This is a genomic window from Achromobacter sp. 1014246743 (assembly GCF_059760725.1).
Genome location: NZ_JCBANA010000006.1, coordinates 106,386 through 128,878 on the forward strand (window position 1 = coordinate 106,386; position 22,493 = coordinate 128,878).

Annotated in this window: 32 protein-coding genes; 8 read left to right on the top strand and 24 right to left on the bottom strand. The window is 62.8% G+C overall.

Annotation, left to right across the window (positions count from 1 at the left end; translation table 11 throughout):
• Position 1: 1 nt before the first annotated feature.
• From rpsE to AC6LJ2_RS04565, 9 genes are all read right to left on the bottom strand, one after another.
• The gene (gene rpsE, locus AC6LJ2_RS04525; RefSeq protein ID WP_006389628.1) at positions 2 to 523 is read right to left on the bottom strand and encodes a 30S ribosomal protein S5; all 522 of its coding nucleotides are present in this window, start codon (positions 521 to 523) and stop codon (positions 2 to 4) included.
• A 15-nt stretch (positions 524 to 538) separates the two neighbouring features.
• Positions 539 to 904 (bottom strand): 50S ribosomal protein L18, encoded by a 366-nt coding sequence (gene rplR / locus AC6LJ2_RS04530; protein ID WP_013397004.1) that lies wholly within the window; start codon positions 902 to 904, stop codon positions 539 to 541.
• Between the two features lie 21 nt (positions 905 to 925).
• Positions 926 to 1,459, bottom strand: coding sequence for a 50S ribosomal protein L6 (gene rplF, locus AC6LJ2_RS04535; protein ID WP_025136329.1), 534 nt, complete (start codon positions 1,457 to 1,459; stop codon positions 926 to 928).
• A 12-nt stretch (positions 1,460 to 1,471) separates the two neighbouring features.
• Entirely contained in the window at positions 1,472 to 1,867 is a 396-nt protein-coding gene (gene rpsH / locus AC6LJ2_RS04540) for a 30S ribosomal protein S8 (protein WP_006216525.1), read from the bottom strand.
• Between the two features lie 10 nt (positions 1,868 to 1,877).
• On the bottom strand, positions 1,878 to 2,183 hold the full coding sequence (gene rpsN, locus AC6LJ2_RS04545) for a 30S ribosomal protein S14 (protein WP_006227037.1): 306 nt from the start codon (positions 2,181 to 2,183) through the stop codon (positions 1,878 to 1,880).
• Positions 2,184 to 2,195: 12 nt separating this feature from the next.
• A complete protein-coding gene (rplE, locus tag AC6LJ2_RS04550) occupies positions 2,196 to 2,735 on the bottom strand; it encodes a 50S ribosomal protein L5 (protein ID WP_263913059.1) in 540 nt (179 codons plus the stop codon).
• A 12-nt stretch (positions 2,736 to 2,747) separates the two neighbouring features.
• Positions 2,748 to 3,068 carry a 50S ribosomal protein L24 gene (rplX, locus tag AC6LJ2_RS04555; protein ID WP_006389623.1) on the bottom strand — a complete coding sequence of 107 codons (321 nt, stop codon included), beginning with the start codon at positions 3,066 to 3,068 and terminating at the stop codon, positions 2,748 to 2,750.
• A gap of 11 nt (positions 3,069 to 3,079) precedes the next feature.
• A complete protein-coding gene (rplN, locus tag AC6LJ2_RS04560; protein ID WP_006216531.1) occupies positions 3,080 to 3,448 on the bottom strand; it encodes a 50S ribosomal protein L14 in 369 nt (122 codons plus the stop codon).
• A gap of 378 nt (positions 3,449 to 3,826) precedes the next feature.
• Complete coding sequence (locus AC6LJ2_RS04565; RefSeq protein WP_263913060.1) at positions 3,827 to 4,591, bottom strand: aspartyl/asparaginyl beta-hydroxylase domain-containing protein; 765 nt, start codon at positions 4,589 to 4,591, stop codon at positions 3,827 to 3,829.
• Positions 4,592 to 4,775: 184 nt separating this feature from the next.
• Between AC6LJ2_RS04565 and AC6LJ2_RS04570 the strand changes: the two genes are divergently transcribed.
• Both AC6LJ2_RS04570 and AC6LJ2_RS04575 read left to right on the top strand, forming a co-directional pair.
• On the top strand, positions 4,776 to 6,203 hold the full coding sequence (locus AC6LJ2_RS04570) for an NAD-dependent succinate-semialdehyde dehydrogenase (RefSeq protein ID WP_025136332.1): 1,428 nt from the start codon (positions 4,776 to 4,778) through the stop codon (positions 6,201 to 6,203).
• Positions 6,204 to 6,409: 206 nt separating this feature from the next.
• Positions 6,410 to 8,569: a metallophosphoesterase gene (locus AC6LJ2_RS04575; RefSeq protein ID WP_445657858.1), complete on the top strand. Its 2,160-nt coding sequence runs from the start codon at positions 6,410 to 6,412 to the stop codon at positions 8,567 to 8,569.
• Positions 8,570 to 8,645: 76 nt separating this feature from the next.
• On the opposite strand, the gene AC6LJ2_RS04580 is transcribed toward AC6LJ2_RS04575, so the two are convergent.
• Positions 8,646 to 9,605: an AraC-like ligand-binding domain-containing protein gene (locus tag AC6LJ2_RS04580; protein WP_263913062.1), complete on the bottom strand. Its 960-nt coding sequence runs from the start codon at positions 9,603 to 9,605 to the stop codon at positions 8,646 to 8,648.
• Between the two features lie 166 nt (positions 9,606 to 9,771).
• Here AC6LJ2_RS04580 and AC6LJ2_RS04585 point away from each other — a divergent pair, with 166 nt between their 5' ends.
• Genes AC6LJ2_RS04585 through AC6LJ2_RS04610 form a run of 6 tightly spaced genes read left to right on the top strand, consistent with a single transcriptional unit; the run spans position 9,772 to position 15,489 of the window.
• The gene (locus AC6LJ2_RS04585) at positions 9,772 to 10,668 is read left to right on the top strand and encodes an alpha/beta fold hydrolase (RefSeq protein WP_263913063.1); all 897 of its coding nucleotides are present in this window, start codon (positions 9,772 to 9,774) and stop codon (positions 10,666 to 10,668) included.
• Positions 10,669 to 10,683: 15 nt separating this feature from the next.
• Positions 10,684 to 11,856: a substrate-binding domain-containing protein gene (locus AC6LJ2_RS04590; protein WP_263913064.1), complete on the top strand. Its 1,173-nt coding sequence runs from the start codon at positions 10,684 to 10,686 to the stop codon at positions 11,854 to 11,856.
• Positions 11,857 to 11,868: 12 nt separating this feature from the next.
• Positions 11,869 to 12,654, top strand: a complete 786-nt coding sequence (locus AC6LJ2_RS04595; protein ID WP_263913065.1) for an ABC transporter ATP-binding protein — start codon at positions 11,869 to 11,871, stop codon at positions 12,652 to 12,654.
• Positions 12,651 to 13,403 (top strand): ABC transporter ATP-binding protein, encoded by a 753-nt coding sequence (locus AC6LJ2_RS04600; RefSeq protein WP_263913066.1) that lies wholly within the window; start codon positions 12,651 to 12,653, stop codon positions 13,401 to 13,403. The genes AC6LJ2_RS04595 and AC6LJ2_RS04600 overlap by 4 nt, the downstream gene beginning before the upstream one ends.
• Complete coding sequence (locus tag AC6LJ2_RS04605; protein WP_263913067.1) at positions 13,400 to 14,410, top strand: branched-chain amino acid ABC transporter permease; 1,011 nt, start codon at positions 13,400 to 13,402, stop codon at positions 14,408 to 14,410. The genes AC6LJ2_RS04600 and AC6LJ2_RS04605 overlap by 4 nt, the downstream gene beginning before the upstream one ends.
• Before the next feature lie 11 nt (positions 14,411 to 14,421).
• Positions 14,422 to 15,489, top strand: coding sequence for a branched-chain amino acid ABC transporter permease (locus tag AC6LJ2_RS04610; RefSeq protein ID WP_445657860.1), 1,068 nt, complete (start codon positions 14,422 to 14,424; stop codon positions 15,487 to 15,489).
• Positions 15,490 to 15,570: 81 nt separating this feature from the next.
• Here AC6LJ2_RS04610 and AC6LJ2_RS04615 read toward each other — a convergent pair whose 3' ends face one another.
• The 14 genes from AC6LJ2_RS04615 to AC6LJ2_RS04680 all read right to left on the bottom strand — a co-directional run.
• Positions 15,571 to 16,101, bottom strand: a complete 531-nt coding sequence (locus AC6LJ2_RS04615) for a hypothetical protein (protein WP_498150889.1) — start codon at positions 16,099 to 16,101, stop codon at positions 15,571 to 15,573.
• 181 nt (positions 16,102 to 16,282) lie between these two features.
• On the bottom strand, positions 16,283 to 16,759 hold the full coding sequence (locus AC6LJ2_RS04620) for a hypothetical protein (RefSeq protein ID WP_498150890.1): 477 nt from the start codon (positions 16,757 to 16,759) through the stop codon (positions 16,283 to 16,285).
• A gap of 99 nt (positions 16,760 to 16,858) precedes the next feature.
• Positions 16,859 to 17,140 (bottom strand): 30S ribosomal protein S17, encoded by a 282-nt coding sequence (gene rpsQ / locus AC6LJ2_RS04625; protein ID WP_006216549.1) that lies wholly within the window; start codon positions 17,138 to 17,140, stop codon positions 16,859 to 16,861.
• A 2-nt stretch (positions 17,141 to 17,142) separates the two neighbouring features.
• A complete protein-coding gene (gene rpmC / locus AC6LJ2_RS04630; RefSeq protein WP_003806912.1) occupies positions 17,143 to 17,334 on the bottom strand; it encodes a 50S ribosomal protein L29 in 192 nt (63 codons plus the stop codon).
• A 13-nt stretch (positions 17,335 to 17,347) separates the two neighbouring features.
• Positions 17,348 to 17,764 carry a 50S ribosomal protein L16 gene (rplP, locus tag AC6LJ2_RS04635; protein ID WP_006389610.1) on the bottom strand — a complete coding sequence of 139 codons (417 nt, stop codon included), beginning with the start codon at positions 17,762 to 17,764 and terminating at the stop codon, positions 17,348 to 17,350.
• A gap of 2 nt (positions 17,765 to 17,766) precedes the next feature.
• Positions 17,767 to 18,558 carry a 30S ribosomal protein S3 gene (gene rpsC, locus AC6LJ2_RS04640; RefSeq protein WP_025136343.1) on the bottom strand — a complete coding sequence of 264 codons (792 nt, stop codon included), beginning with the start codon at positions 18,556 to 18,558 and terminating at the stop codon, positions 17,767 to 17,769.
• A gap of 9 nt (positions 18,559 to 18,567) precedes the next feature.
• A complete protein-coding gene (gene rplV / locus AC6LJ2_RS04645) occupies positions 18,568 to 18,897 on the bottom strand; it encodes a 50S ribosomal protein L22 (RefSeq protein ID WP_006227021.1) in 330 nt (109 codons plus the stop codon).
• A 3-nt stretch (positions 18,898 to 18,900) separates the two neighbouring features.
• Positions 18,901 to 19,176, bottom strand: coding sequence for a 30S ribosomal protein S19 (gene rpsS / locus AC6LJ2_RS04650; RefSeq protein ID WP_006216555.1), 276 nt, complete (start codon positions 19,174 to 19,176; stop codon positions 18,901 to 18,903).
• Between the two features lie 12 nt (positions 19,177 to 19,188).
• Positions 19,189 to 20,016: a 50S ribosomal protein L2 gene (gene rplB / locus AC6LJ2_RS04655; protein ID WP_025136344.1), complete on the bottom strand. Its 828-nt coding sequence runs from the start codon at positions 20,014 to 20,016 to the stop codon at positions 19,189 to 19,191.
• Positions 20,017 to 20,313 (bottom strand): 50S ribosomal protein L23, encoded by a 297-nt coding sequence (gene rplW, locus AC6LJ2_RS04660; protein WP_006216557.1) that lies wholly within the window; start codon positions 20,311 to 20,313, stop codon positions 20,017 to 20,019.
• A complete protein-coding gene (gene rplD, locus AC6LJ2_RS04665) occupies positions 20,310 to 20,927 on the bottom strand; it encodes a 50S ribosomal protein L4 (protein WP_175192356.1) in 618 nt (205 codons plus the stop codon). The genes rplW and rplD overlap by 4 nt, the downstream gene beginning before the upstream one ends.
• A gap of 4 nt (positions 20,928 to 20,931) precedes the next feature.
• The gene (gene rplC / locus AC6LJ2_RS04670; RefSeq protein ID WP_175192355.1) at positions 20,932 to 21,621 is read right to left on the bottom strand and encodes a 50S ribosomal protein L3; all 690 of its coding nucleotides are present in this window, start codon (positions 21,619 to 21,621) and stop codon (positions 20,932 to 20,934) included.
• Positions 21,622 to 21,981: 360 nt separating this feature from the next.
• On the bottom strand, positions 21,982 to 22,293 hold the full coding sequence (gene rpsJ, locus AC6LJ2_RS04675) for a 30S ribosomal protein S10 (RefSeq protein WP_003806903.1): 312 nt from the start codon (positions 22,291 to 22,293) through the stop codon (positions 21,982 to 21,984).
• A gap of 73 nt (positions 22,294 to 22,366) precedes the next feature.
• Positions 22,367 to 22,493: EF-Tu C-terminal domain-related protein (locus AC6LJ2_RS04680; RefSeq protein WP_458575104.1), on the bottom strand; the 127-nt coding region annotated here is incomplete at its 5' end.

The window sequence follows — 22,493 nt, forward strand, 5'->3', positions numbered from 1 at the left end:
TTTACCCCAGGATTTCTTCGACGGTCTTGCCGCGCTTGGCAGCAACATCCGCCGGGGTCAGGGAGGCGCGCAGGCCATTCAACGTGGCGCGAACCATGTTGTAGGGGTTGCTCGAGCCCAGGCTCTTGGCAACCACGTTACGCACACCCATCACTTCGAAAATAGCGCGCATCGGGCCGCCGGCGATAACGCCGGTACCTTCAGCAGCGGGCGAAATCAGCACGGTAGCGGCGCCATGCTTGCCGACCACGGTGTGGTGCAGCGTGCCGTTCTTCAGGGCCACCTTGAACATGCCGCGACGGGCCTGTTCCATAGCCTTCTGAACGGACACCGGCACTTCACGCGCCTTGCCCTTGCCCATGCCGACGCGGCCATCGCCATCGCCAACCACGGTCAGCGCGGCAAAGCTCATGGTGCGACCACCCTTGACCACTTTGCTCACGCGGTTGACCGCGATCATCTTTTCGCGGAGGCCGTCATCGTTCTCTTTTTCCGCGGCGTTCTTGCCTTGTACTTTAGCCATTTGACAGATCCTCGCTTAGAACTTCAGGCCGGCTTCACGCGCGGCATCGGCCAGCGCTTTCACGCGGCCATGGTAACGAAAGCCCGAGCGATCGAAAGCGACCAGTTCGATACCGGCAGCCTTGGCCTTTTCGGCCACGCGCTTGCCAACCAGCGAAGCAGCGGCCTTGTTGCCGCCCTGACCGGTTTGGCCGGCCAGTTGCGCACGCACTTCGGCTTCCACCGTCGAGGCGCTGACCAGAACGCGATCGCCTTCCGGCGAAATGATATTGGCGTAGATGTGCTGGTTCGAGCGGAAGATCGAGAGGCGGTGAACGCGCAGCTCGTTGATCTTCCGGCGGGTCGGAACCGCACGACGCAAACGGGAAACTTTTTTGTCCATGATTCGTCCTTGCGTGCGCCGTTATTTCTTCTTGGTTTCTTTGATGACGACGCGTTCGTCCGAGTAACGCACACCCTTGCCCTTGTAGGGTTCGGGTTCGCGGTACGCGCGGATTTCAGCGGCCACCTGACCGACGACTTGCTTGTTGGAGCCCTTGATGACGATTTCCGTCTGGGTGGGGCATTCGGCCTTGATACCGGCCGGCAACTGGTGCAAAACGTCGTGCGAGAAACCGAGCTGCAGCTTAACGGCGTCGCCTTGAATCGAGGCGCGGTAACCCACGCCAACCAGATTCAGCTTGCGCTCGAATCCCTTGCTCACGCCGTTGACCATGTTGGCCACGAGCGCGCGCACGGTACCCGACATGGCGTTGGCGTGACGGGTTTCGTTGGCGGCGACAAACGTGAGTTTGCCGTTGTCCAACGCAACCGTGACGTCGCCAGTCAGGGCTTGGGTCAAGGAACCCAGCGGGCCCTTGACAGTGATCTGATCCTGCTTGATGTCAGCTTCGACACCCTTGGGCAGTTCGACCGGATACTTAGCGATACGTGACATTCGAATTTCTCCTTAGGCCACGTAGCACAGCACTTCGCCGCCGACGCCGTTGGCGCGAGCCTTACGGTCGGTCATGACGCCGCGCGAGGTCGAAACGATAGCCACGCCCAGGCCGTTCATGACCTGAGGAATGCTGGTACGGCCCTTGTAGATACGCAGACCAGGGCGCGAGACGCGTTCGATGCGCTCGATAACCGGACGGCCAGCGTAGTACTTCAGGGTGATCTCGAGCTCAGGCTTGGCCTGGGTGCCCTTGATTTCAAAGCTGTCGATGTAGCCTTCGTCTTTCAGCACAGCGGCAATAGCCGCCTTCAGCTTCGAGGAGGGCATGCTCACCGTAACTTTGTCCACTTGCTGCGCATTGCGAATGCGGGTCAGCATATCGGCGATGGGATCGCTCATGCTCATATTGTTTCTCCTACCAGCTGGCCTTGGTGATGCCGGGGATTTCGCCCTTCATCGCCATTTCACGCAGTTTGTGGCGCGTCAGGCCGAACTTGCGGAACACACCGCGCGGACGACCGGTGACCACGCAACGGTTACGTTGACGCGTCGGGTTGGCATTGCGCGGCAGCTGTTGCAGCTTGAGCCGAGCTTGGTAACGTTCTTCGTCGGTCTTCGACTGGTCGTCGATGATCGACTTCAACTCAGCGCGCTTGGCAGCGAACTTGTCAGCCAGCTTGGCGCGCTTGATGTCGCGATTGATGAGGGAAAGTTTAGCCACGTCATCAGCCCCTTAGTTACGGAACGGGAAGCTGAAGGCCGTCAACAGCGCCTTGGCTTCTTCGTCGGTCTTCGCGGTGGTGGTGATGCTGATGTTCAGCCCACGCAGCGCGTCGATCTTGTCGTACTCGATTTCGGGGAAAATGATCTGCTCTTTCACCCCGATGTTGTAGTTGCCACGGCCGTCGAACGCACGACCCGAGATACCGCGGAAGTCGCGCACGCGAGGCAGCGCAACCGCCACCAGGCGATCCAGGAATTCGTACATGCGTTGACCACGCAGCGTGACCATGCAACCAATCGGGTAGTTTTCGCGGATCTTGAAACCGGCGATAGCCTTCTTGGTCTTGGTGATGACCGGCTTTTGGCCAGCGATCTTGGTCAGGTCACCCACAGCGTGTTCGATGACCTTCTTGTCGGCGACGGCTTCCGAGACACCCATGTTCAGGGTGATCTTGGTGATGCGCGGCACTTCCATGACGCTCTTGTAGCCGAACTTGGCCTGCAGGTCGCCAGCGACCTTGCTCTTGTAGAAATCTTGCAAACGAGACATGTCTTTCGCCCCTTACGCCTTGGCGCCGACAACGGCACCATTGGAACGGAACACGCGAACCTTGCGGCCTTCGACTTCTTGCACGCCGACGCGGTCGCCACGACCGGTGGCGGGGTTGAAGAGCGCCACATTCGAGATGTGGATCGGCATGGTCTTTTCGACGATGCCACCCGGGTTGTTGGCCATCGGGTTGGCTTTCACGTGCTTCTTGACGACGTTGACGCCTTCGACCAGGACGTGGTCGGCATCAACGCGGGCCAGCACGGTACCGCGACGCTTCTTGTCGCGGCCGGTCAGGACGATGACTTCGTCGCCTTTACGAATGTTGTTCATCGTAGGGCTCCTTACAGCACTTCCGGGGCCAGCGACACGATCTTCATGAACTTCTCGGTACGCAGTTCACGCGTAACGGGTCCGAAGATGCGGGTGCCGATGGGCTCCAGCTTGGCGTTGAGCAACACGGCGGCATTGCCACCGAAACGAATCAGCGAACCGTCTTTACGGCGCACGCCCTTGGCGGTACGAACCACCACGGCATTGTAAATTTCGCCTTTCTTGACGCGTCCGCGCGGAGCCGCATCTTTGACGCTCACCTTGATGATGTCGCCGATACCGGCATAACGGCGCTTGGAGCCACCGAGCACCTTAATGCACATGACATGACGCGCACCAGTGTTATCGGCCACGTCCAGCGTGGTCTGCATTTGGATCATGATTTTTCCTGTTCCAACTTAACTGGAAATACGGTTTTCCCCAAAAAAGGGAACACTGCAATTCCTGCCAGTTTTGGTCCCGTCAGGTCAGCCGCCCTGCTTTATTGTTGGCTGGTGCTTCAAGCTTTCGCTTCAAAGACCATCAACTGGTGGCAACGCAACGACCCTGGGTTGAAATCCTGCGGGTATTCCCCCAACACGTTGGCCCGGGCTAGTCCTGGCCAATCGACAATCTGGGAAAGCTGACCATTCTAGCCTGGTTAGATTTTGAGCGCAAGCCCTTTGTTGAGATAGTGAGCAAATACGCGACAGCGCCTGTGGAAAACTCGACACGAGCGGCGGTCCTGGGACATTTGCCAGGCCAGTGACACGGGGCGATCAATCTGCCCCCGTTTTGTCGCGATAGTAATTCCGCTCCCAGGCATCGTGGTTGGCCTTGCCGCGACGGATTTCGTCGGTGAACGGCGCGGCCATCAGCACCAGCCGGTTGAGCCACCTGATGGGCGCCCGGCAGGGGCGCTCGAAGTCGACGAACAGCACGGCCCGAGTGCCGGCCGTGTCGTTGTGCACCTGGTGGGGGTACAGATCGTCGAACACCACGGCCTCGCCTTCCCGCCAGCAATAGCGCTCGCCTCCCACCTCGATCCAGCAACGCTCGGCCGGCTCGGGCACCACCAGCCCCAGGTGCAGGCGCAGCACGCCGTTATAGGGGCCGGTATGCAAGGGGATGCGCTTGCCGGGTTCCAGAATGGAATAGAACGCGGTGCGCAGGCCCGGGATGCCCTGCAGCGCCCGGGCGGTGGCCGGGCACCGCGCCAGGTTGCGCTCGGAGCGCAGTCCGTAGCCCATGAAAACGAAGGTCTTCCACTGGTCGTCGGACGTGATCATGCCCACATCAGGGGACAGTTCATGAAAGGACGGCAGTTGCTGGCGCTCGGCCAACAGGGCCACCAGTTCGGCACGGATGGCGGGTGCCTGGGCCTCGAGCGCGGCCACCCACGGGAACTGGCTGTTCTTGAAGATGGGATGGTCACCCACCAGGGACGCCAGCGCGATCCGATGGCGCAGCCAATCGATGAAACGGAAGAAAACGCGGGAATAGACACTGGGCTGGCCGGGCGGACGCGTATCGACGGGTTGCACAATGGATTTATATAGACAGCCAAAGATGCACCATTTTGTCGACCGCGCCCGTCGCATGCAAGCGCCGTCCATTGGCTCCTAGGCGGCCGCCGGAATTGGACCTCCCCGCGGCCGGCAAGCTGGTTTAGACTGGCATGGGCGACCGCGATCGCTACCCACTCCTATTTCGCAAGGAAAGACAGGCATGTATGAACAGTTGGCGCTGTATATCGACGGCGAATTCGTTGCCGGCGAGGGCAGGCGCACCCAGGACGTCATCAACCCGGCCACGCTGGAAGTGCTCGGCCAGCTGCCCCACGCCACCGAAGCGGATCTGGATCGCGCGCTAGCCGCCGCCCAGCGCGCGTTCGAATCCTGGAAGAAATCTTCTCCCATGGACCGTTCCGCCATCCTGCGCAAGGTCGCCACGCTGTCGCGCGAACGCGCCAAGGAAATCGGCCGCAACATGACGCTGGACCAGGGCAAGCCCCTGGCCGAAGCGGTCGGCGAAGTCACTTCCTGCGCCGAGCACGCCGACTGGCACGCCGAGGAATGTCGCCGCATCTACGGCCGCGTGATTCAGCCGCGCAACCCCGATGTGCGCCAGATCGTCGTGCGCGAACCCATTGGCGTCTGCGCCGCGTTCACGCCCTGGAACTTCCCGTACAACCAGGCCATCCGCAAGATCGCCGCCGCACTCGGCGCCGGTTGCACGGTGGTGCTGAAGGGTCCTGAAGACTCGCCCAGCGCCGTCATGGCCATCGCCCGCATGTTCCACGATGCCGGCCTGCCCAAGGGCTGCCTGAACATCGTCTGGGGCGAACCCGCCAAGATTTCCGACTACCTGATCCGTTCGCCCATCGTGCGCAAGGTCTCGTTCACCGGTTCCGTGCCGGTGGGCAAGCAGCTGGCCGCGTTGGCCGGCGCACACATGAAGCGCGTCACCATGGAGCTGGGCGGCCATTCGCCCGTGCTGGTGTTCGATGACGCCGACATCGACCGCGCCGCCACCATGCTGGCCAAGTTCAAGGTCCGCAACGCTGGCCAGGTCTGCGTGTCGCCCACCCGCTTCTACGTACAGAACGGCGCCTACGAACAGTTCCTGGCGCGCTTTACCGACGTGCTCAAGAACATCAAGGTCGGCGACGGCCTGGAAGCCGGCACCGACATGGGTCCGCTGGCCCACGAGCGCCGCGTCCCCGCCATGAGCGCCTTCATCGACGACGCCAAGAAGCACGGCGGCAAGGTGGTGGTGGGCGGTGGCCCCCTGGACCGCAAGGGCTTCTTCTTCGCCCCCACGGTCGTGACCGACCTGCCCGACAACTCCATGCTGATGACCGAAGAACCTTTCGGTCCGGTCGCGCCGGTGGTTCGCTTCACCGACACCGATGAAGTGCTGGCGCGCGCCAACAGCCTGCCGTTCGGGCTGTCTTCCTATGTGTTCACCAACTCGCTGCAGACCGCCACCAAGGTCTCCAACGGCCTGGAAGCCGGCATGGTCAACATCAACCATTTCGGCAGCGCCCTGGCCGAGACGCCGTTCGGCGGCATCAAGGACAGCGGCATCGGCAGCGAAGGCGGCCTCGAAACGTTCGATGGCTACCTGGTCACGAAGTTCATCACGCACATCTGACCCAAGCGCCCTCTCGCAAAAAGCCCCGCAAGGGGCTTTTTTTTCGCCTGCCGGTGCAGACGTTCGTGGACAGCTTTGGCGCCATTCTTTCATCACGCTGTCATCCTGAACCCCCAGGATTGCGCCTCGCTCGCGGGCGCGACTTCCCAGGAACGGGGAAATAGTCGCCTGAAGAAGAACTTGTTCCGAAAAGAGAAAGAAGCACCATGAACCGATATCAACGTTTCGCCCGCTGCGCGGGCGCGGTGGCGCTGACGGCCTTGCTTGCCGCCTGCGGTGGCGACAAGGACGACGACAACGGCAACGCGCCTCCGGTAGCCGAAACGCCAGCAACGCCGCCACCCGCCCCTGTGCAGGTGGCCTTCATGCCGGACATCCACTTCCATGACATCTATGCGGATTTCAAGGACGGGTCATTCCCCGGCATCCCCAACCCGAAGCGCGGCGACAACGCCACCATCCGCACGATGTATGCGCAGCTGACGTCGACGCGGCTGTTCAACGAAAACTACTTTGCGTTCCTGGCGGCACTGGATGACGCGGCCAGGCGCGGCGTGAAGTACATCGCCCTGCCCGGCGACTTCTCGGACGACGGCCAGCCGGTGCACATGCGCGGCCTGGTCAAGATAATGGACGAGTACGCAGGCAAGTACGGCATCCAGTTCTTCGCCGCCCCCGGCAACCACGATCCGGTACGGCCCTTCAACCAGGCCAACGGCAAGAGCGACTACCTGGGCCTGGACCCGGCCACCGGCGCCATCGGCTTCTCGCAGCCCATCTATAGCCGCGGCGGCAACGCCGCCTGCAGCACACCCTATGCCGGCGACTGGGCTCGCGTGGGCAACACCTACTGCACCGAAGAAGTGCTGCACATGGGGTATGCGGGCATTACCGACGCCCTGGCCCAGCACGGCTTCATGCCCAAGCCGCAGTATGTGTATTACGAAACCCCGTACAGCACCTACAAGTACGAGGACTACAACTACAACACCGCGCTGTCGCAAGCCGGCTGGATCAATCGCCAGTACGAAATCTGCGCCCAGGGCACGGGCGGCCCCAACAAGCCGTCGAACTACACCCTGTGCAAGATGGTGCCGGACACGTCCTACGTGGTCGAACCCGTCAAGGGCGTGTGGCTGGTGGGCCTGGACGCCAACGTCTACGTGCCGACGGGTACCGGCCCGAATGACTTCACCGGTTCGGGCGACCAGGGCTACAACAAGATGCTCACGCACAAGTCCCACGTGATCAAGTGGCTGGCCGATGTGGTGGCCCGCGGCAAGGCGCAGGGCAAGCAGGTGATCGCGTTCAGCCATTTCCCGATGACGGAATTCTTCAACGGCGCCTCGGACGACATCGAAGCGCTGCTGGGCGCCAACAAGATGCAGATGGTGCGCCGCCCGGCGGAAAACACCACCCGCGCGCTGGCCGAGACCGGCCTGAAGCTCCACGTGGGCGGCCACATGCATTTCAATGACATGGCGGTGCGCACGTATGGCGGCGACACGGCGCTGTTCAACATCCAGGCTCCGTCCATGGCCGCCTACGTGCCGGCCTACAAGATCATGACGCTGCAAAGCGCCACCGAGGTCGAGGTCAAGACGATCCGCCTGGACAAGGTACCGCGCTTCGACGAGCTGTTCGACCTGTACCGCGCCGAGAACGCGTATGACGTACCGCCGCGCTGGAACGTGTCCATCCTGGACGCCAAGGACTATGGCGACTTCAACTATCGCTACATGAGCGAACTGGTGCGCCTGCGCCTGCTCAACGACGACTGGCGCTGCGAAATGCGCGAGCTGGTCAAGAGCCCCCTGACAGGCGCCGACATGCTGGTGCTGTCGCAGCTGCGTACCACGGTGACGCTGGCGGAACTGAAGAACACCGGTGACCAGAACAAGCTGACGCCCGAGTTCTTCAACTGCCTGTACACCGCCGGCGGCCCCAATGCCAGCAACCCTGCGTATGCCGCAGACCTTGCCGACGCCCAGAACCGCGCACAGGCGCTGGCCCTAGCGCATGGCATGCAGTTGACGGACTTCGCGAAGTGGCAGGCGCTGGACCTGGCGGGCGATTTCGTGCGCCTGGCCAACGCCGGCGACCTGGCCTATGCCGACATTCCGGCCCAACGCGCCAGCCAGTACAAGCTGCTGGCGCAGGCGCTGAGCCAGACCAACGCCGGCCTGCAGCTCAACGGAGACCGCGTCAGTGATGCGAACACCCTGGCGGACATGTTCAAGGCCCGCTTCAAGCCGCTGATGGCGATCATGTTGAAGCTGGCCGACGGCCTGCCGTCCGAGCACATCCTCGTTGATCTGAAGAGCAATACCGTCGTCAACCTCTCGACCCAGCCCTCGCCCTTCTGACGCGGTGTCCGACCCGACGCCGGATACGACAAGGCCCGCGCAAGCGGGCCTTTTTTCGCTGTCGTACCGCTGCGATCTAGCCGCGCGAGCGCCACTCGCGCGGCGACATGCCGAATCGCTGCTTGAACAGGCGGCTGAAGTGCGAGGGATGCGCGAAGCCGGCCTGGTAGGCCAATTCGGCGATACCGCGGTGACGTTGTGCGGGATTCAGCAGCAATTCCCGGCAGCGCTCCAGGCGTTGGTCGAACACGAAGCTTTCCACGGACAGGTCACCGGCCTGGAAGACGCGGTGCAGATAGGCCACCGACAAGCCACAGCCCTGCGCGACCTGCAGAGGCGTCAGCGCCGGATCGGCGAGATGCTGGCGGATATAGGCCATGGCCCGTTGCCGGTGCGCCATGGTGACGCTGCTGTCTGAAGCCGACGCATGGCCCTGTCCTGGCTGCACGACGAACAGCACGATCAGGTCGATCAGCCGTTCGCCCAGTTCCGCCGCTTCGGCCGCCGTCCAACCGTCCAGGCCCTTGAACAGGTGGTCCATGTAGCTGGCCAGCATCGCCCCCCGTGGCGATCCGTCATCGACGCGCAGCTTGTAGAACGGACCGATGCGGGAATCGCGTTGCGACAGTGCGCTGCGCGGAAACGACACGCTCAGGCTGCGGTAGCCGTCGACGCCCAAGGCAGTGGCCTGGTAGGGCAGACTCTGGTTCATCAGGTAGACGCAACCCGGCTCGACCTGGAATTCGCGGCCCTGCTGCTGAACCGCCAGCGGGCCTGCCAACGGCAGGCCGAACGTGTAGAACTCCTGGTCCAGCCGGGACACGTTGCCGGCAGTGCGCTCGATCTTCTGTCCCTGATAGTGCAGGTCGTTGAACTGCAGGCTGGCCCGCCGCACGTAGCGCACATGACCGGCGAAACGGCCGCCCTGGCCGTGATGCACCTCGAACGGCCCGAAGGCATCGGACAAGGCCGCGCGCCATTGGTCGCGGCGCTCGGCGCCGGCAATGGCCGAAATGGCAAATTCCGTATCGGGCATGGCGCTGTCTCCTGGTTCGCGGGGTCGGGCTGGTCGCTCGTGATCCTGCGTCTACATATTCTTGACTCACCCTGCCACAGGTGGTCTGGCGCATTGTGGCCGCGCTCGGCGCAAGTCTATATTCAGCCCGATAAGCATACAACCTGGACAACCCGGGAGGAGACTCATGGCCAACGCGTCCATCCAGGCCGTCCGCCACGCACCGGCTTCACGCTATCTGCGCTGCGAGGGCCGCGAGCTGCACTACACCGAGTGGGGTGACCCCGGCGCCCCCGCGCTCATCATGTGGCATGGCCTGGCCAGGACCGGTCGCGATTTCGACGAACTGGCGCAGGCGCTGGCCGATGACTATCGCATCATCTGCCCCGACACGATCGGTCGCGGCCTGTCTCAATGGAGTCCGGATCCGGTCGCGGAGTACCAGCTCGGGTTCTACGCCAGATTGGCCCGGGCCCTGCTCGACGGGCTGGCGCTGACACGGGTGCGCTGGGTCGGCACGTCGATGGGTGGCGCCACCGGCATGCTCGCCGCCGCCACCACGCTCAAAGGTCGCGTCTCGCACCTGGTGGTCAACGATATCGGCCCCACGCTGCCGCAACCGGCCATCGCACGCATCCTGGCGTATGCCGGCAATCCGCCTGCCTTCGACACGGTAACGGAACTCGAGACCTGGCTGCGCGCCGCCTACAAGCCCTACGGCTGGCAAAGCGACGAACAATGGCGCCGCATGGCAGAAACGTCGGTGCGCCGCTTGTCCGACGGCCGCGTCACCGCCCACTACGATCCGGCCATCGTCGGCCAGTTCAGCCATCACCCCACCGACTACGAGCGCTGGACCGAATACGACAGCCTGGACATACCACTGCTGCTGCTGCGCGGCGCCGATTCCGACCTGCTGCTGCCCGAGGTCGCGCATGCCATGACCGAACGCGGTCCACGCGCCCAACGCATCGACTTCCCCGACTGCGGCCATGCCCCTGCGCTGAACGTCGCGCCGCAGATCGACGCCGTCCGCCGCTTTCTTGCCACCTCAGGCGCCGTTGCCGCCGCCGGCAATCCGTAGAACAAGGAGACTTCCATGAAACGCTTATTGCTTGCCACGCTGGTTGGCCTGTGCATGAGTTCCGCCGCCGCGGCCAAGGATTTCGTCGTGGCGCATGTCTACGACAAGACCGGCCCGCTGGAGGCCTATGCCAAGCAGACCCACAACGGCCTGATGCTGGGCCTGGAATATGCCACCCAGGGCAGCATGACGGTGGCCGGCCGCAAGATTCGCGTCATCGAAAAAGACAACCAAGGCAAGCCGGACGTCGCACGCGCCCAGCTCGCGTCCGCCTATGCCGACGACAACGCCGACATCGCCGTGGGCCCCACGTCGTCCGGCGTTGCGCTGGCGATGCTGCCCATCGCCGAGGAATACGAGAAGATCCTGCTGGTGGAGCCCGCCGTTGCCGATTCGATCACGGGCGACAAGTGGAACAAGTACATCTTCCGCACGGGCCGCAATTCCTCGCAGGACGCCATCGCCAACGCCGTCGCCTTCGACCAGGCTGGCACGTCCATCGCGATGCTGGCACAGGACTACGCGTTCGGCCGCGACGGCGTCAAGGCCTTCAAGGGCGCGCTCAAGCAGGCCAAGATCGTGCACGAGGAATACCTGCCGGCCAATGCCACCGACTTCACGGCGGGTGCCCAGCGCCTGTTCGACGCGCTCAAGGACAAGCCCGGCCGCAAGATCATCTTCATCCTGTGGGCAGGCGCCGGCAATCCGTTCAAGATCGCCGACCTGGACCCCAAGCGCTTCGGCATTGAAATCGCCACCGGCGGCAACACGCTCGCCGCCATGACGCCGCTCAAGCCGCTGGCCGGCATGGAAGGCGCCACCTATTACTACTACGGCATTCCGAAGAACCCGATCAACGACTGGCTGGTGGCCGAACATCAGAAGCGCTATGGCCAGCCCCCGGACTTCTTCACTGCCGGCGGCATGTCGGCCGGTATCGCGTTGGTGGCCGCGCTGAACAAGACCGCCGGCAATTCCGACACGGACACGCTGATCAAAGCCATGGAGGGCATGAGCTTCGACACGCCCAAGGGCAAGATGATCTTCCGTCCCGAAGACCACCAGGCCATGCAGTCGATGTACCACTTCCGCATCAAGAACGACCCCTCGGTGCCGTGGGCCGTGCAGGACCTGGTCAAGGAAATCACGCCCGACCAGATGGCCGTGCCGATCCAGAACAAACGCTGAGCCCTGTCTTCCATGCTGGAAACCCAATCGCTCACGATCCGCTTTGGCGGTCACGTGGCCGTCAACGCCGTGAGCTGCCGCTTCACGCCCGGCAGCCTGACGGCCATCGTCGGCCCCAACGGCGCGGGCAAGACCACCTACTTCAACCTGATCTCCGGGCAACTGCGTGCCAGCGCGGGTTCCGTACATCTGAACGGCCGCGACCTGACCGGCCTGTCGGCGCCGGCCCGCATGCACGCCGGCCTGGGTCGCGCGTTTCAACTCACGCAATTGTTTCCGCGCCTGTCCGTGCACGAGAACGTGCGGCTGGCGCTGCAATCGCGCCAGCAAGGCCTGGGCTGGCGCCAGATCCGACTCTGGCGCACCTGGGACGACGACCGCAATCTGCTGACACGCGCCGACGCCTTGCTGGAGCGCACACGGCTCACCGCACGCCGCGACCAGCTGGCCGCCGACTTGCCGCATGGCGATCAACGCAAGCTCGAGATCGCCATGCTGATCGCGCTTGAACCCCAAGTATTCATGTTCGACGAACCCACCGCCGGCATGAGCGTGGACGACGTACCCGTCGTGCTGGACCTGATCCGCGAGATCAAGCAGGACCCGACCAAGACGATCCTGCTGGTAGAGCACAAGATGGACGTCGTGCGCGAACTGGCCGATCGCATCGTGGTGCTGCACAACGGCCAGTTGATGGCCGACGGCGAACCCGCCGAGGTGATCGCTTCGCCCATCGTGCAACAGGCCTACCTGGGCGTCAGCCCTTCGACAGCCCCTTCCGTAAGGACGCCCCAGTGACCCAGGCCCCGCTGCTGGAACTGAACGACGTGCACACGCATATCGGCGCGTACCACATCCTGCACGGCGTGGACCTGGCCGTGCCACCCGCGGCGGTCACCATGCTGCTGGGCCGCAACGGCGCCGGCAAGACCACCACGCTGCGCACCATCATGGGCCTGTGGAAGGCCACGCAGGGCCGCATCGCCTTCGACGGCACGCCGGCTGGCGGCCCGGGCGTACGCACCTCGCCCCCCGACATGGCGCGCCTGGGCATCGCCTATGTGCCCGAGAACATGGGCATCTTTGCCGACCTGTCGGTCAAGGAGAACATCCTGCTGGCGGCCCGCCAGGCGCCTAACGCCACTCAACTCGACACCGCCCGACTGGAATGGATCTTCGGCTTCTTTCCGGCGCTCAGGAAATTCTGGCTGCACCCCGCCGGCAAGCTGTCGGGCGGCCAGAAGCAGATGCTGGCCGTGGCTCGCGCCATCATCGAGCCACGTCGCCTGCTGCTGGTGGACGAACCCAGCAAGGGCCTGGCGCCCGCCATCATCCAGAACATGATCGACGCCTTCATCGAACTCAAGCAGGCCTGCACCACCATCTTGCTGGTGGAGCAGAATTTCAATTTCGCCCGCCAAGTGGGCGATCACGTCGCGGTCATGGACAACGGTCGCGTCGTGCACGCTGGCAGCATGACGCAGCTGGCGCAAGACGAGGCGCTGCAGACCCGCCTGCTGGGCCTGTCCCTGGGAGCCCACCAATGACCGCTGCCGATATCGACGCCCCGCTGCCGCGCACGCGTGCCGACCTGCGCCCCGTGCTGCTGGTCCTGGCACTGGCCGCCATCGCCCTGCCCCTCATCGGCTCGTTCTCGACCTGGATCACACTGACCTTCGCCGGCCTGGCGATGGGCATGATCATCTTCATCGTGGCCTCGGGCATGACGCTGGTGTTCGGCCTGATGGACGTACTGAACTTCGGCCATGGCCTGTTCATCGCGATCGGCGCCTACATGGCCGCCACGGTGCTGGGTTCGATGGCCGACTGGACCCAGTCCGGCAGCCTGTGGCTGAACCTTGCCGCCGTACTGCCCGCCTTGATCGTGGGCATGCTGGTGGCTGGTGCCGTAGGCATCGCGTTCGAACGTGTGATTGTGCGCCCCGTCTATGGCCAGCATCTGAAGCAGATCCTCATCACCATGGGCGGCATGATCATCGGCGAAGAGATCATCAAGATGCTGTGGGGCCCGCAGACGCTGTCGCTGCCATTGCCTGACGCGCTGCGAGGCGCGGTGCTGGTCGGCGATGCCGCCATCGAGAAATTCCGCATCGTCGCGCTGGTGGTCGGCCTGGGCGTGTTGGGCGGCATGCTCTGGCTGCTCAACCGCACCAAGCTGGGCCTCTTGATCCGCGCGGGCGTCGAAGACCGCGAAATGGTCGAGAGCCTGGGTTACCGCATCCGCCACTTGTTCGTCGGCGTCTTCGTGGCCGGTTCCATGCTGGCCGGCCTCGGCGGCGTGCTGTGGGGCCTTTACCAGCAATCCATCGTGCCGCAGCTGGGTGCCCAGGTGAATGTACTGATCTTCATCGTCATCATGATCGGCGGGCTGGGATCCACCGTCGGCTGCCTGATCGGCGCTTTGCTGGTGGGCCTGATGGCCAACTACACCGGCTTCCTGATGCCCAAGGCCGCGCTGTTTTCGAATATCGCCCTGATGGTCGCCATATTGCTGTGGCGCCCGCAAGGCGTGTATCCGGTCACGAACCGCTAGGAGCCGCCGCCATGTCCTTCCGACTGCTCTCCGGCGATCCGCCGCGCAGCACCTTGCTCGCGGTCATGCTGGTCGCCATCGTCGTGGTCCTGGCCGCGGCACCTTTCCTGTTTCCGGGCCCCAAGGCGCTGGCCGTGGCGGCCAAGATCCTGGTGTTCATCGTTCTGGTCGCCAGCTATGACCTGCTGCTGGGCTACACAGGCATCGTCAGCTTCGCCCACACCATGTTCTTCGGCATCGGCGCCTATGGCGTGGCCATTGCCAGCGTGCGGCTGGACGCCAGCTGGCTGTCCGTCCTGGCCGGCGTGGGTGCGGGGCTCGCGGTATCGCTGGTGTTTGCGCTGATCATCGGCCTGGCCAGCCTGCGGGTGCGGGCCATCTTCTACGCCATGATCACGCTGGCCGTCGCCGCCGCGTTCCAGACCTTGGTGTCGCAGCTGTCAGACCTGACCGGCGGCGAAGACGGCCTGAACTTCAAAGTGCCGCAGATGCTGCGTCCGGCCTACCGTCCCCTGTCGGAGCCGCTGTTCGGTGTCACGATCGACGGCCGCATCATCACCTACTACCTGATCGCCGCCGTGTGCGTGGTGCTGTTCCTGATGCTGCTGCGCATCGTCAACTCCCCGTTCGGCCGCGTGCTGCAGGCGATCCGCGAGAATCCCTTCCGCGCCGAAGCGATCGGATACCGCACCGTGCTTTATCGCAGCCTGTCCAACCTGCTGGCTGCGGCCTTCGCGACCCTGGCGGGCGCCCTCTATGCACTTTGGCTGCGCTACAACGGTCCGGACACATCGCTCTCGTTCGAGATCATGTTGAACATTCTGCTGATGGTAGTGATCGGCGGCATGGGCACGATGTACGGCGCGATCATCGGCGCCAGCCTGTTCGTGTTCGCCCAAAGCTACCTGCAGGATGGACTGCACGTGATCCACGACGCCGTCGCGGGCGTCGCGCCGCTGGCGCTGCTGTTCGAACCAGACCGCTGGCTGCTGTGGCTGGGCATACTGTTCGTGCTGTCGGTGTATTACTTTCCCACGGGCGTTGCAGGGCGGTTACGGGAACTGGCCCGGCGTACGTAGCGAACACACAGGCCTGCCTGGCTACACGGTGAAGGCGGCCTGAACATGCGCAAGGCGCGTTCAGGCACCCTCTACCCGTGACTACTTCACGCGGCTGCGCAGATCATCCACGCTGCGCTTGAGATCGTCGATACGTCGCTGCATGTCATCGACCTTGCGATCGCCGGAGTTACCCGCGCTGTTCAACTGCGACACACTGCGCGACAACTTGTCGAGCTCGCTCTTCTGGTTATCCACAGCACGGGACAGTTTGTCGATATCGCCTTTCTGATTGTCACTGCTGCGCCCGCCGTCGCCTTGCTTGCGTTCCAGGTTCGCGATTTTCTGGGCCTGCTCGTCCACCTTGCGGTTCAAGGCGTCGTTCTTGCCACGCAGTTCGTCCAAGGCCTTGCCCTGGTCGGCCACCTGCTGCATCAATTTCTCCACGGCCCGCACCTCGATGCCTGCCCGTACCCGGCTATCGCTGCCCACGACCATCAGGCTGTCATCGTAGGGCCTGGGAAACGATTGGTCCTTCAACACGACCTGGGCGGAAGCGGCAAACGCCGCCATGCTCGCACCCGCCAATACAGCCGCCTGCATCCAACCACGTGTGCCTGCTGCGATACGCATATGCCCATCTCCTGAGGGATTGCCTGCTAGAGGGTGAACTACCCTGCCTGCCCGGCATTTATATCAGGGACAGCATGCCTGTCGGGCGAGTCTGGACCCCGTCCAGGCATCGTTCGGTTTCAATCGGTTCCGCGATACGAATCCCGATGACCCAGGCAGCACGGGGATCGACTCGACGGCTTCAGCGTGCGCCTTGCGCCGAGGTATCCACGCCACGCCGCAGATCATTGACACGCTTTTGCATCTGGTCGATGCTGCGCTGCGCCTCGCCGCCCAGTTTCGAGCCGGACGGGGTCGGCGCCAAAGGCGCCATATTCATGGGTGCATCCGTCGGCTTGCTCAACGGGATGGTGGCCGCAGCCGATGGATTCGCTGCGGCCGGCTTCTGGGTCAACAGCCGCTCCAGCATCCGCAATTGATCCTGCTGCGTCTGCACCGCGCGCTCCTGATTCAGCACGGCCTGCTCGTCTTCGTCCTGGGTGCCGAAGATGGCGGCGTGATCGCGCGACAGGCCATCGAGCTGGACGCGAGGATCGGGGCCCGCGTTCAGCACGTTCCTGCCGACGGTAGCCGGATCCGCGGCGCCCGCGATCGGCGCCAACGCCAATCCGCCCACGATCAACAGCACCCGCCCAGCCCTCTTCGTCAAACCGCGCATGATGCCCTTGGATATCCGTAAACGAAAAAAAACGGCAAGGGGATAAGCCCTTGCCGTTTTATATCAGAACGGCGAACCGTTCCGATGACCTGCTTTTACTTAGATGATACGTGCGGCTTCAACCAGACGCACCACACGCCACGACTTCGAGCGCGAGATGGGACGGCCTTCAGCGATTTCAACCGTATCGCCTTCGTTGTACTGGTTCGATTCGTCGTGCGCCTTGTACTTCGCGGAGCGCATGATGATCTTGCCAAAGATGGGGTGCTTGACGCGGCGCTCAACCAGAACGACGACAGTCTTGTCCATCTTGTTGCTGACGACCTTGCCGACCAGCGTACGCTGGCGCTTGGCCACTTGGGTGTTTTGAGTTTCGCTCATCTTTATTTCCCTGCCTTCTCGGTCAGCAAGGTACGCACGCGCGCGATGTCGCGGCGCACGTTACGCAGCTGGCTGGTGTTGGCAAGCTGCTGCGTGGCCTTCTGCATACGCAGACCGAATTGCGCCTTCAGCAGGCTTTCGAGCTCTTTGCCGAGCTCGGCGGCGTCTTTCGAACGGAGTTCGCTGGCTTTCATGTCTTAGTACTCCTTAAGCACCGATATGACGCGCGACGAACGTGGTCGAAATCGGCAACTTGGCAGCGGCCAGGCGGAAAGCTTCACGCGCGAGCTCTTCGCTAACCCCTTCCATTTCGTAGAGCACCTTGCCGGGCTGAATTTCAGCAACCCAGTACTCCGGGTTGCCCTTACCGTTACCCATACGGACTTCGGCAGGCTTTTGCGAGATCGGCTTGTCCGGGAAAATGCGAATCCAGATACGGCCGCCACGCTTGATGTGACGATTGATGGCACGACGAGCAGCTTCGATCTGACGGGCGGTCAGACGGCCACGGCCGGTGGCCTTCAGACCGAATTCGCCGAACGACACGTGGGTACCACGGGTCGCCAGACCGGTGTTGCGGCCCTTCTGCTCTTTGCGATACTTTCTGCGAGAGGGTTGCAGCATGGTTATTCTCCTTCAGGCGCCGGAGCAGCGTCCGCCTTGCGGGGACCACGGCCACGACCACCCGGACGACCGGTGCGAGCACCGTCCGGACGATCACCACGCGGAGCGCGGCGCGGACGACGTTCTTCTTCACGCGGGGCAGCGGTTTCCGGCGGCAATTCGCCGTTGGCCAGCATGTCGCCCTTGTAGACCCAGACCTTGATGCCGATCACGCCATACGTGGTGTGGGCTTCGGAGGTGCCGTAGTCGATGTTGGCCTTGAGGGTGTGCAGCGGCACACGGCCTTCGCGATACCACTCGGTGCGGGCGATTTCGATACCGTTCAGACGGCCCGAGCTCATGATCTTGATGCCTTGGGCACCCAGACGCATCGCGTTCTGCATCGCGCGCTTCATGGCGCGGCGGAACATGATGCGCTTCTCGAGCTGTTGCGAGATCGAGTCGGCGATCAGTTGAGCATCGGTTTCCGGCTTGCGGATTTCTTCGATGTTGACGTGCACGGGCACGCCCATCAGACGCTGCAGATCAGCCTTCAGGCTTTCGATGTCTTCGCCGCGCTTGCCGATCACCACGCCCGGACGAGCCGAGTAGACGGTGATGCGGGCATTCTTGGCGGGACGCTCGATGATCACGCGACCGACGGAGGCGCTCTTGAGCTTCTTCTTCAGGTACTCGCGAACGCGAATGTCTTCGGCCAGCATGGCGCCGAAGGCCTTGTCGTCGGCGAACCAACGCGAGGACCAATTACGGGTGACCGCGAGACGGAACCCAGTGGGGTGAATTTTCTGACCCATCGTGACTCCTTAAGCTCCGACCTTGACCGTGATGTGGCAGGTCTGCTTCTCGATACGGTTGCCGCGGCCCTTGGCGCGAGCGGAGAAGCGCTTCATCGACTGAGCCTTGTCCACGAAGATCGTGGTGACTTTCAGTTCGTCGATATCGGCGCCGTCGTTGTGCTCGGCGTTGGCGATGGCGGACTCGACAGCCTTCTTCAGGATGACGGCAGCCTTCTTCGGCGAGAAGGTGAGGATCTCGAGCGCACGGCCGACCTTCTGGCCGCGGATCAGATCCGCAACCAGACGCGTCTTTTGAGCGGAGATGTGAACCCCACGGATAATGGCAGTAGTTTCCATCGCTTACCTCTTCGCCTTCTTGTCCGCGGCGTGACCCTTGAACGTACGGGTCAGCGCGAACTCGCCCAGCTTGTGACCGACCATGTTCTCGTTGATGTAAACGGGAACATGCTGCTTGCCGTTGTGCACAGCGATCGTCAGACCGATGAACTCGGGCAGGATCGTCGAGCGACGCGACCAGGTCTTGATCGGCTTCTTGTCTTTGCCCGCGACGGCCGTGTCCACCTTTTTGATCAGGTGAGCATCGACAAACGGGCCTTTCTTGATCGAACGTGACATAGTGTTCGCCTCTTACTTGCGCTTGCGCCGTTGGACGATCATATTGTTCGTCCGCTTGTTGCGACGGGTCTTGAAACCCTTCGCCGGAGTGCCCCACGGGCTGACCGGTTCGCGTGCTTCACCGGTACGGCCTTCGCCGCCACCGTGCGGGTGATCGACCGGGTTCATGGCCACGCCACGAACCGTCGGGCGGACACCGCGCCAACGCATTGCACCGGCCTTGCCGATTTGGCGCAGGCTGTGTTCTTCGTTACCGACTTCACCGATGGTGGCGCGGCATTCGATGTGCACACGGCGGACTTCACCCGAGCGCAGACGCACCTGAGCGTAGATGCCTTCGCGAGCCAGCAGGACGGCGGAAGCGCCGGCCGAACGGACCATCTGGGCACCCTTGCCGGGCAGCATTTCGACGCAGTGAATCGTCGTACCCACCGGGATGTTGCGGATCGGCAGCGTGTTGCCAGCGCGGATCGGGGCTTCGACGCCCGACAGCAGCGTAGCGCCCACTTCCAGACCACGCGGAGCGATGATGTAACGACGCTCGCCGTCGGCGTAGCACAGCAGAGCGATGTGCGCCGTACGGTTGGGGTCATATTCCAGACGCTCGACCTTCGCCGGGATGCCGTCCTTGTCGCGACGGAAGTCGACGACACGGTAGTGTTGCTTGTGACCGCCGCCACGGTGGCGGATCGTGATGTGACCGTTGTTGTTACGGCCAGAACCACGGGTCTTCTTTTCCAGCAGCGGCGCGTAGGGCTCACCCTTGTGCAGGTTGGGACTGACAACCTTCACCATGCCACGGCGGCCGGCCGAAGTCGGCTTAACTTTTACGAGGGCCATTTACTTCACCTCCGCAAAGTCGATTTCCTGGCCGTCCTTGAGCGACACGTAAGCCTTGCGCTCATTGCGGCGGCGGCCAACGAATCGGCCAAAGCGCTTGACTTTGCCCTTACGGTTGAGGACCTGCACGGACTCGACCTGCACCTTGAAGAGCAGTTCGACGGCAGCCTTGATTTCCGGCTTGGTAGCGTCAGCCACGACACGGAAAGCGACTTGCTGATTCTTCTCAGCGACGAACGTGGCCTTTTCGGTCACGATCGGAGCCAGAATGACTTGCATCAAGCGTTCAGCGTTCATCCCAGCATCTCCTCGAGTTGAGCGATGGCCGGCTTGGTGATCAGCACTTTCTTGTAGTGGACCAGCGACAACGGATCGGCATAACGGGGCTCGACAACAGCAACGTGCGGCAGGTTGCGGGTGGCGAGGTAAACATTCTCATCAACGCTGTCGGTGATGATCAGGACCGAGTCCAGGCCCAGGCTCTTCAGCTTTGCAGCAGCAGCCTTGGTCTTGGGCGATTCCAGATCGAACGATTCGACGACGGCGATGCGGTCTTCGCGAGCCAGTTGCGACAGGATCGAACGGATCCCGGCACGGTACATCTTCTTGTTGACCTTCTGGCTGAAGTTCTCTTCCGGCGAGTTCGGGAAAATCCGACCACCGCCACGCCACAGCGGCGACGAAGTCATACCGGCGCGAGCGCGGCCGGTACCCTTCTGGCGCCAGGGCTTCTTGGTCGAGTGCTTGACTTCCGAGCGATCCTTCTGAGCGCGGTTGCCGGCACGGGCATTGGCTTGGAAAGCCACCACGATCTGATGAATCAGCGCTTCGTTGAAGTCACGGCCGAAGATCGTGTCGGGCGCGCTGAAAGTCGCGGCCTGACCTTGGTCGTTCAGGAGCTTGAGATCCATTTACTTACGCTCCCTTCTTGGCCGGGGCCTTGATGGCCGGACGCACGACGATGTCGGCGCCAGCGTGGCCGGGGACAGCGCCCTTGACCAGCAGCAGGCCGCGCTCCACGTCAACGCGAACGACGTCGAGGTTTTGAACGGTGCGGGTGACGTCACCCAGGTGACCTGCCATGCGCTTACCGGGGAAAATGCGGCCCGGATCTTGAGCTTGGCCGATCGAGCCCGGAACGCGGTGCGAACGGGAGTTACCGTGCGACGCGCGCTGCGAACCGAAGTTGTGACGCTTGATGGTACCGGCGAAGCCTTTACCAATGGTGGTGCCCGTGACGTCGACCTGTTGGCCGGCTTCGAACACCGATTCCACGGCGATCACGGCACCGGCCGCAAATTCAGCGGCGCGAGCGGGATCAAGGCGGAATTCTTTCAGGATGCTGCCGGCTTCAGTGCCGGCTTTGGCGTAGTGGCCCGTTTGCGGCTGAGCCACACGCGAGGCACGACGAGTGCCATAAGCCACTTGGATCGCGGCGTAGCCGTCGGTTTCCAGCGACTTAACTTGGGTCACGCGGTTGTTCGACACGTCCAGCACGGTCACCGGGATGGATTCACCTTCCTCGGTAAAAATGCGGGTCATGCCGACCTTGCGACCCACCAGCCCCAGCCGGTGAGCGGCGGGCGTGGGTGTCGAATTCGACATCGTATTCTCCATTCCCGACTGCGATTGGTCGGGGCTAATCAGGCAAAAGGTAACGGCCTTTGCCCTACGACTATGTTCAACCTGGCTGAACCTTTGCACCCCGGGTCTTTTCAAAAGCGCCCTAGGGCACCTTGAAAACACTGGGGTAACTCAGGCTTTCGCCATAGTTAGACTCGCCACAAAATGGCAAGCTTCGCATATTAGCATGTTTTTTTCAGGCAGCACAAGCACTTAGCGTGAAATGCACCCAGTCCTGCCGCCTGGGCACCAGGCTGTCGCAGAAAAACAAATGGCCGCAATCCCGAAGGAGTGCGGCCATTCTTGCGAGTCCACTGGCGAAGGTAGCGGACCCGATACGCCTTACTGCAGCGCGATTTCGACGTCGACGCCGGCCGGCAGGTCCAGACGCATCAGGGCGTCAACGGTCTTGTCGGTGGGATCAACGATGTCCATCAGGCGCTGATGGGTACGGATTTCGAACTGGTCACGCGACGTCTTGTTGACGTGCGGCGAACGCAGCACGTCGTAACGGCGGATACGCGTGGGCAGCGGCACCGGGCCGCGGACAACGGCGCCCGTGCGCTTGGCGGTGTCGACGATTTCAGCGGCCGATTGATCGATCAGCTTGTAATCGAAGGCTTTCAAGCGGATACGGATCTTTTGGTTTTTCATGGCGTTTCCTAAAGAACGAGACGCGAGAGCGGCGAGCGCTCTCGCTGGTTGTGTGCTGCTTAAGAGATCCGAATTACTTCAGGATCTTGGCGACGACGCCGGCGCCGACGGTACGACCGCCTTCACGGATGGCGAAACGCAGACCTTCTTCCATGGCGATCGGGGCCAGCAGCTTGACGGTCATCGTCACGTTGTCGCCC